The following is a 7,907-nucleotide window of genomic DNA, read 5'->3' on the forward strand; positions in this document are numbered from 1 at the left end:
GATCGGGCCGCCGCCGAGGCCATCCTGTCGGCCGAGGTGACCCATGCCCATCCCGAGGGGATCGCGGGCGCGGTGCTGGACGCGGTGGCCGCGGCGCACGCGGCCGAGGCTCGGCGGGCCGCCGAGCGGCCGTCGCCGCGGCGGTTCCTGGAGAGCTTGGAGCCGTATCTGGTGGCGGGCCAGGTGCAGCGAGGCGTGGAGCGAGCCGTGCGACTTCTCGGGGGTACGCCCGCAGAGGCGGCATACGAGCTGGGCAACGGTGCGAGGGTGACCGCCCAGGACACGGTCCCGTTCACGCTGTGGCTGGCGGCGACGTTCCTGGAGGACTACCCGGCGGCGATCACGGCGTGCGTGGAGGCGGGCGGCGACGTGGACACCACGGCGGCCATCGTGGGCGGCGTCGTGGCCGCGTACACGGGAAAGGGCGACGGCGGCATCCCGCCGGAGTGGCTTTCCCACCGGGAGCCTTTGCCACCGTGGTCCGCGCCGTGACAAGCAACCGGCCGACGCCCGCCCGCTAGCCGCAACCGCTCCCGCTGCCGCCCGCGCTCACGGCTCTCGCTCCGACCCTGCTGCCCGCGCCGGGGGCCGCCGCCACCCCCCACCCCGGCACTGGGTGGGCTCGAATGTAGGCGCTCGGTATGACATTTCCCGGGCGTCGTCCACAGGCGGGGCGGGTGTCGATCGCGCCGGCCCTCGATCGTCACGTCACCGACGACCGACGGCCGACGAAGCAACGGAAGGACCACGATCATGCGATCGATCACGGCGACCATGTTCCTCACCCTGGACGGCGTCGCGCAGGGCTTGGGCCGCCCCGACGAGGACACCCGCGGCGGTTTCACCCACGGCGGCTGGGGACCGCGGTTCAACGACGAGGTGATGGCCGAAACTCTGGGCAAGGGCATGGCCGAGCCCGGCGACCTGCTGTTCGGACGCCGGACCTGGGAGGACTTCGCCGTAGCCTGGGGACGCGCCACCGACGACAATCCGTTCAGCCGGCTCATGAACGCCGCCACCAAGTACGTCGTGTCCAGGACGCTTCCGGACACCGACGCCTGGCAGAACTCCGTCCTGCTGCGCGGCGACGCCGTGGACACCGTCGCCGAGCTCAAGGCCAGGCCGGGCAACGACCTGTCGATCAACGGCAGCGTGTCGCTGGTGCGCAGTCTGCATGCTGCCGGGCTGATCGACACCTACACGCTGCTGATCCATCCGCTGTCGCTGGGCAGCGGATCGCGTCTGTTCGAGCACCCGGCTCCGATGGCCGAGTTCGAGCTGACCGACAGCGTCGTCACCGGCAAAGGCGTGATCATCGCGAGCTACAGCCGAGTTTGAGCATTTGCCGAACGGGCAGGTAATCGGGGTCGAGGAGGTTTGTCATGCCAGCACGTGAAGACATGCCGAGCACGCTGAAGCGTTCGCCGAAGAAGGCGCAGGACACGTACGCCGAGACCCACGATTCGGCGGTCGAGCAGTACGGCGAGGGTGAGCGCGCGCACCGCACCGCGTTCTCCGCCGTCAAGCACTCGTTCGAGAAGGTCGGGGACCACTGGGAGCCCAAGAAGAAGAAGGGCCCGAGCGACTCGAAGGCGGCCGGCGGCCGTGACACCAAGGCGAAGACGGCCGGTGGCGTGGACGCGAACGCCAGCAAGAAGCACCTGCTCGAGGTGGCCAAGAAGCTCGACATCTCGGGCCGCACGACGATGAAGAAGCCTGAGCTGGTCGAGGCCATCCAGAAGGCGAACGCCCGCAGCGACCGCAAGGCCTTGGCGAAGAGCAAAAAGAAGAAGAAATAGGTACGCGGACTCAGCCCGCAATCCGATCAAGGAACGCCAGCTGCGCCGTCTTGTGCGGCAGCTCGACCTGCTCGCCGAGCTCGAAACCCAGCCGTTTCCAGCGGCGCAGCGCCCGCTCGTTGCGCGCGTCCGGCTCGATGACGATCCGGCGCCGCGACGGCACGGCGAAAACGAAGCGCAGCAGGGCGCCGAAAATGGCGCCGGTGAAACCGGGGATCTCGGTACGCGCCGGCGCCATGAACAGGTGAATGCCGAAGTCCCCGTCGCGCACCTGGTAGAACTCGCCGATCGGGTCGGCCGCCGGCTCGTAGGTCTGGAAGATCCCGACCGGCGTGCCGGCCAGCACCATGAGGTACGCGTGGTGGGTGTCGAGCCCGTCGACGAACTCGTAGATCTCCTGGACCTGATCACGCGTGTGCCCGGTCATGCCCCAGAACTCGGCGCGCGGCTCGCGCACCCAGCCGTACACGATGTCCAGGTCTTTGCGGGGGTCGAGCCGGCGCAGCTCGAAGTCGCCCAGCCCCGGCAGGGTCTCGCGGGTCATCGCGACGCCGCCAGGGAAAGCGCCCGCACGAACATCCGGTGCGACCGCCAGCCGGGGAACGGCACCAGGTCGACGTGCTCGACCCGCTCGGTGACGACCACGTTGGTTAGGCTCACCTAATCAACGTATCAATGGGCCGGCGTCAACGTGTAGGTGACCGTGCACGGTGCCGGCGACCGTGAGGTTGTAGCCGAACCGGTTGGTCGGGAAGGTCGTCACGGCACCGGCGATGGTCGCCGAGGTCTGCGTCAGCGTGCCTTCGCTGCCCGAGAGTCTTCTGCACTGCATGGTCAGCGTGTAGCCCTTGTTGGCGGTGGTGACGATCGACCAGGAGCCCGCCAGGGTGCGGTCGGCGGGAGCGCCCTGGTCCGGGTTCATCGTCATCGTGCAGGTGATTAGGACACGGCAGCAGCGAATGCTGTGAAAAGGTCGCCGGGCAGCGGCGCCGCAAGCCGCCACGTGACGGCCATCGGTTGCTCGCCCTCGTGGGAGACGTAGGTGGCGGGGCCCAGGAACCAGAAAGCCCGTTCGTCTGCGCGCGCTCGCGCGAAGAGCAGGATTGATCGGCCCATCGACACATGGTTCTGGTAGCGCTGGCCCGTGGGGCTGTCAGCGCGCGTGTTTGACTGGCTCTCCCAATGGATCAACTCCGGGCTGATCGCGTAGTCGCGATACCGCGTCGTCGGGGAAAAGTCCCCGCTCGTCTTGTCGAGCGTGAAGGCGAGCAGATCAGCGCCCACACCCTTGGCGTTGTACACGCCCTCTCGCCACGGCGGGGTCTTGGCGTCGTTCCCCTCTCCCACGGCGGCGAGGATCTCGATGCGGGTGTACTGCGCGTGGATGCGCAGCGGAACGTCCGTCATCGCCTCCGTGTGTATGTGGTGCGGAGACTCGCCCGTCACGCGTAACAACTCGCCAATCTCGAAACGCACCTGCGGGTGCTGCCACACCAAGTCGACTCCCTGCTGCAAGCTCGTGCCCTTTTGCAGGACGGAGTCGCCCAGACTGCTGACTAGCATGCGGACCAACCGCTGCTCAGAGACGCTGAGCTCACCCGCAGCCGGCGGAGCCTCAGAGCGGAGCAGTTCGAGGTAGGTCTTGGAGCGTTGCCGGTCGTCGATGTGCTGAAGCCGCCCGATCGCTCGTCGCAGAGACTGCTCCTCCGGGCCGGCGGGAGCGGTCGGTACGCCGGCCGCTTCGCATAGCTCCGACCATGAGTGATTACTTGCGTAGATGTCACTTGGCTCTAGGCCCGTTTGGGCGAGGTACTCCGCCAGCGAGATTGCACCGCGCTCGCGATGCAGGGAGCGCAACTCGGCGATCTTGGACTGCCATCGGCTGGGTACGGCATCTCGGATGCTGCGAAGCACGATTTCCTGAGCCTTCCGGTCCAGCTCCATATGACAGCCGGCCGGCAAGAACGGGAACGCGTCCTTCACGGCTCGCTCAATGTCAAGCCGACTGCCTCCGAGCAGCGCGCGGTACCGCTTGTCGAAGCGGAACTCTTTCCGATGCAGTCCGACGAAGTCGAGCACCGTACACAGCGTCTTCCCTTTGGCGAGGCGCAGGCCGCGTCCTAGTTGCTGGAGGAAGAGGGTTGCGCTGTCGGTCGGGCGAAGGAGCAAGACCGTATCAACAGTCGGCACGTCGACGCCTTCGTTGAAAAGGTCGACGGAGAAAATAACTCGAATTTCGCCTCTGGCAAGTGCGCGCAACGCCGCCTTGCGTAAGTGATCAGGTGTGTCGCCCCAAACGGCGACGGCCGCGACTCCGAGATCTTGAAACTGGCGTGCCATGAACTGGGCATGGGCGATGCTCACGCAAAACGCCAGGCAGCGGATCTCGTTGATGTCATCCACCCGCTGATTCAGCTCTTTGAGCACAAACCGAGCCCAAGCGCCACCGTCGGTCGTGTACGCCTCCGCAAGCGCCGCTGTTTCGTACCCCTGTCCGCGTCGCCACGGGACTTCCGTGAGGTCGACACCGTCATGTACGCCGTAGTAGGCGAACGGCGTCAAGCGGTGTTGCTCGATCGCGTCCCATAGCCGGAGTTCCGCCGCGATGCGGTCACCGAACCAATGCAGGATGGACAGATCATCGGTGCGCTCTGGAGTCGCGGTGAGTCCGAGCATCTGCACCGGTTCCAAATGATCCATGATCACGCGATACGAAGGCGCCGCTGCATGGTGAAATTCGTCGACGATGATGACGTCGAAGTGGTCTGGTGCAAGGTCTTCGAGTGGCCTAGCGCGCAGCGTCTGCACCGACGCGAACACATGCTCGAACTCTGTGGGTTTTGCACCGCCAACCCACAGTTCGCCGAAGGAGTAGTCGCGAATCGCGTGTCGGAAGGTTGCCAGACTCTGAGCGAGGATCTCTTGGCGATGCGCGACGAAAAGGAGCCGGGCTCGCGGCATTCTCTCGCGGAGCCGCGCGTAGTCAACGGCCGCCATGACGGTCTTGCCGGTGCCGGTGGCCGAGACCAACAGATTGCGGTGGTAGCCACGTTCCCGCGACAACTCGATCAGCTCGAGCATGCGTTCCTGAAACGGCTCGAGCCGAATCTCAATGGGGCTGATCACGATGCTGTCGTCGGTGGGCCTCTTCGACCGTGCCATCGCGGCCTCGAAGTCTTTGCGAAGGTACGGCAAGAACTCTCCACCGACCCAGTAGGTCTGAAAGACCGCGCGGATCTTCTCGAGGACGTCGGCGTTGCGGGCGGCAGACACCCGCACGTTCCACTCCATGCCTGGTCCCTGCGCCGAGTGCGTCAAGTTGGATGACCCGACGTATGCCGTGTGGTGGCCGCTATTGCGGTAGAAGATCCAGGCTTTGGCGTGTAGCCGCGTGAGTGACACGTCGTAGGAAACGCGGACCTCGGCTCCGATGCTGGCCAACATGTCCAGCGCAGCGGCTTCGGTTGAACCGGTGTAGGTCGTCGTCAGAACGCGCAGCGTTTTGCCCTCTGAGCAATGCTTCGTCAACGCCGGCATTAACGGGACCAGTCCGCTCTTGCGGATGAAGGCCATCACGAGATCGATGGAGTCAGCCGAGTCGATCTCCGCGACCACCTGCCGACCGACTCGAGGCTCACCCGGCGCGTTCGTGAGAATGGTGGTGTCGAGCAACGGGATAAGCGGCCGCGAGGCGGTGCTGACACGGCCATCGGGACGTCGCTGACCAACGCTGGCCAGAATCTCACCGGGCGGCAGCGGCTGATCCAATGCCTCGGCGGCGCGTGGCGTGCTTCCGGCGAGTACGTCGAGCATCTGCCGGGCGATCTCGATCCCCGTGGTCACCCGATTCTCCTCGGGAATCAGCTCGATGACCCGTTGCAGTTGCACCCCCACCAGCCGGGCGATGCGATCGGCAGCTTCGGCGGGCCGCAATGCCTTGACGTCTGCTAGCCCACCGCTGATTCCCTTCAGGCGATCAGCTAGCGCCTCTGTGACAACGTCTTCGTACAGTCCGACCGTCAGCTCGTCAGTCACGGGTCACAGTGTGCCGCAGCGTCATCGCCGAGCGTGCCGAGCCGGCCGACGTGTCGGCCAGCAATTGGCCGCCCGTAAGGTGTTGGCCGTGGAGCTGTTGCACTCAGGGAAAGTTCGTGACGTCTATGCCGACCGTGGGGACCTGGTGCTTGTTGCCAGCGACCGCGTCTCCATCTACGACGTCGTCCTGCCCACGCCCATCCCCGACAAGGGCAAGATCCTCACCCAGCTCTCCCTCTGGTGGTTCGACCAGCTCGCCGACGTCGCACCCAACCACATCCGCTCCGCCACCGACGTGCCGCAGGAGTGGGCGGGTCGCGCCGTCCGCTGCGAGCGCCTCCGCATGATCATGGTCGAGTGCATTGCCCGGGGTTACCTCGCCGGCTCCGGCATCAAGGATTACAAGAACGACCGCGCCATCGCCGGCAACCCGCTTCCCGAGGGGCTCGCCGAAGGGTCGAAGCTGCCGCAGCCGATCTTCACGCCCTCCACCAAGGTGGCGCCCGGCGAAGGGCATGACGAAACCATCACCTACGACGACGTCGTCGCCCAAGAGGGCCCCGACGTAGCGGGCGAGCTCAAGCGCATCACCCTCGAGGTCTACCGCCGCGGGTCGGAGATCGCCCTCACCCACGGAATCATCATCGCCGACACTAAGATCGAGGTCGGCTTCGGCGAGCGCGGCATCACGATCGCCGACGAGCTGCTGACCCCCGACTCGAGCCGCTTCCTTCAGGCCGACGAGTGGTCGCCCGGCAACCCGCCGCGCTATCTCGACAAGCAGTTTCTGCGGGACTGGTCGGCCACCGAGAAGGCCGACTGGAACCGCACCGCCCCCGGCCCGGAGATTCCCGAGCACGTCGTCGAGGCGACCCGCAACCGTTACGTCGAGGTCTACGAGAAGCTGACCGGCGACCGCTGGCGCTGAGGCTACGGCCGGGCCGGTAACCACCAGAGCCACGACGACGAACGCTGCCGCGGTGTCTGCCACCCGGCCGGCCTCGTCATCAGGTGGGCGCCGTATCCGCATCCCGCCATCGCTACGAGCAGGCCGGTCCAGCCGCCGGCCACGATGATCAGCGGCGCCGCGGCCAGCAGCAACGTGGCCACGAACACGTGCCATGGCCGGCGCGGGCGGGTCAGCCTGTCGATCCGGCGGGCGAACCGTTGATCGGCCCGAAGCTGGTTCACCATGCCGTCGAATGCGTACTTCTCCTGGGGGCCCAACATTGCGCCCGGCTACCCGGCCGTCGGCCCGAGTAACGTGGGCCGCCGGACCTCATCGACCTACTCTCAGAACATGGACTACGGCCACGAGATCGAGTTCGGCACCTTCCTGACGCCGGCCAACGACCCGCCCGAGGCGGCGGTGCTGCGGTCCCGGCTCAGCGAGGAGCTCGGCTACGACCTCGTGACCTTCCAGGACCACCCGTACCAGCCGGGCTTCCACGACACCTGGACCCTGCTGACCTGGATCGCAGCGCAGACCGAGCGGATCCGGCTGGCCGGCAACGTCCTCAACGTCCCGATGCGGCCCGCGCCCGTGCTGGCCCGCGCGTCCGCCTCGCTCGACCTGCTCTCCGGCGGCCGTTTCGAGCTCGCTCTGGGCGCCGGCGGCTTCTGGGATGCGATGGCGGGGATGGGCGTCGCCCGGCGTACGCCCGGTGAGTCGGTCGAGCAGCTCGGCGAGGCGATCGACGTGATCCGCGAGCTGTGGCGGGCCGACGAGCGCTCGGCGACCAAGTATGAGGGAACGTATTACCAGCTCAAGGGTGCGAAGCGGGGTCCGCGGCCGGCGCACGACATCCCGATCTGGCTGGGTGCCTACAAGCCGCGGATGCTGCGGCTCGTGGGGGAGAAGGCGGACGGCTGGCTGCCCTCGCTGTCGTACCTCAAGCCGGGCGACCTGGAGCGGGGCAACGACATCATCGACGCCGCGGCCAAGGATGCCGGCCGCGATCCGCGCGAGATCCGGCGGCTGCTCAACGTCTCCGGCGACCCGGCCAAGCCCTCCGCGCAGTGGGTCGAGGAGCTGCTTGCGCTGGTGCTCAGCAACGGCATCGGCACGTTCAT

Annotated in this window: 9 protein-coding genes; 5 read left to right on the plus strand and 4 right to left on the minus strand. The window is 66.8% G+C overall.

All coding sequences use genetic code 11. The features are described from left to right. From AB0M20_RS17060 to AB0M20_RS17070, 3 genes are all read left to right on the plus strand, one after another. Positions 1-492 (plus strand): ADP-ribosylglycohydrolase family protein (locus AB0M20_RS17060; RefSeq protein WP_364299069.1); only part of this gene is annotated, 492 nt, incomplete at its 5' end. A gap of 261 nt (positions 493-753) precedes the next feature. Then, positions 754-1,338, plus strand: coding sequence for a dihydrofolate reductase family protein (locus tag AB0M20_RS17065; RefSeq protein ID WP_364299071.1), 585 nt, complete (start codon positions 754-756; stop codon positions 1,336-1,338). Between the two features lie 44 nt (positions 1,339-1,382). Beyond that, entirely contained in the window at positions 1,383-1,799 is a 417-nt protein-coding gene (locus AB0M20_RS17070; protein ID WP_364299073.1) for a ChaB family protein, read from the plus strand. A 10-nt stretch (positions 1,800-1,809) separates the two neighbouring features. Here the strand turns inward: AB0M20_RS17070 and AB0M20_RS17075 are convergent, their stop codons facing one another. The 3 genes from AB0M20_RS17075 to AB0M20_RS17085 all read right to left on the minus strand — a co-directional run bounded on the left by AB0M20_RS17075 (position 1,810) and on the right by AB0M20_RS17085 (position 5,834). Further along, positions 1,810-2,343: a GNAT family N-acetyltransferase gene (locus AB0M20_RS17075; protein ID WP_364299075.1), complete on the minus strand. Its 534-nt coding sequence runs from the start codon at positions 2,341-2,343 to the stop codon at positions 1,810-1,812. A gap of 120 nt (positions 2,344-2,463) precedes the next feature. Continuing rightward, positions 2,464-2,727, minus strand: coding sequence for a hypothetical protein (locus tag AB0M20_RS17080; RefSeq protein WP_364299077.1), 264 nt, complete (start codon positions 2,725-2,727; stop codon positions 2,464-2,466). A gap of 11 nt (positions 2,728-2,738) precedes the next feature. After that, positions 2,739-5,834, minus strand: a complete 3,096-nt coding sequence (locus AB0M20_RS17085) for a DUF3427 domain-containing protein (RefSeq protein ID WP_364299079.1) — start codon at positions 5,832-5,834, stop codon at positions 2,739-2,741. Positions 5,835-5,916: 82 nt separating this feature from the next. On the opposite strand from AB0M20_RS17085, the gene AB0M20_RS17090 reads away from it, so the two are divergent. Then, the gene (locus AB0M20_RS17090) at positions 5,917-6,762 is read left to right on the plus strand and encodes a phosphoribosylaminoimidazolesuccinocarboxamide synthase (RefSeq protein ID WP_364299081.1); all 846 of its coding nucleotides are present in this window, start codon (positions 5,917-5,919) and stop codon (positions 6,760-6,762) included. Between the two features lie 2 nt (positions 6,763-6,764). Here AB0M20_RS17090 and AB0M20_RS17095 read toward each other — a convergent pair whose 3' ends face one another. After that, positions 6,765-7,064, minus strand: coding sequence for a hypothetical protein (locus AB0M20_RS17095; RefSeq protein WP_364299083.1), 300 nt, complete (start codon positions 7,062-7,064; stop codon positions 6,765-6,767). 70 nt (positions 7,065-7,134) lie between these two features. Between AB0M20_RS17095 and AB0M20_RS17100 the strand changes: the two genes are divergently transcribed. Then, positions 7,135-7,907 (plus strand): LLM class flavin-dependent oxidoreductase (locus AB0M20_RS17100; protein WP_364299085.1); only part of this gene is annotated, 773 nt, incomplete at its 3' end.

Origin of the sequence: Actinoplanes sp. NPDC051633, assembly GCF_040681735.1 — a bacterium.
In the GTDB taxonomy this organism is placed as follows: Bacteria; Actinomycetota; Actinomycetes; order Mycobacteriales; family Micromonosporaceae; genus Actinoplanes.

Coding starts and splice junctions, on each gene's coding strand:
- AB0M20_RS17065 (WP_364299071.1), top strand. CDS start 754: ATGCGATCGATCACGGCGACCATGTTCCTCACCCTGGACGGCGTCGCG.
- AB0M20_RS17070 (WP_364299073.1), top strand. CDS start 1,383: ATGCCAGCACGTGAAGACATGCCGAGCACGCTGAAGCGTTCGCCGAAG.
- AB0M20_RS17075 (WP_364299075.1), bottom strand. CDS start 2,343: ATGACCCGCGAGACCCTGCCGGGGCTGGGCGACTTCGAGCTGCGCCGG.
- AB0M20_RS17080 (WP_364299077.1), bottom strand. CDS start 2,727: ATGACGATGAACCCGGACCAGGGCGCTCCCGCCGACCGCACCCTGGCG.
- AB0M20_RS17095 (WP_364299083.1), bottom strand. CDS start 7,064: ATGTTGGGCCCCCAGGAGAAGTACGCATTCGACGGCATGGTGAACCAG.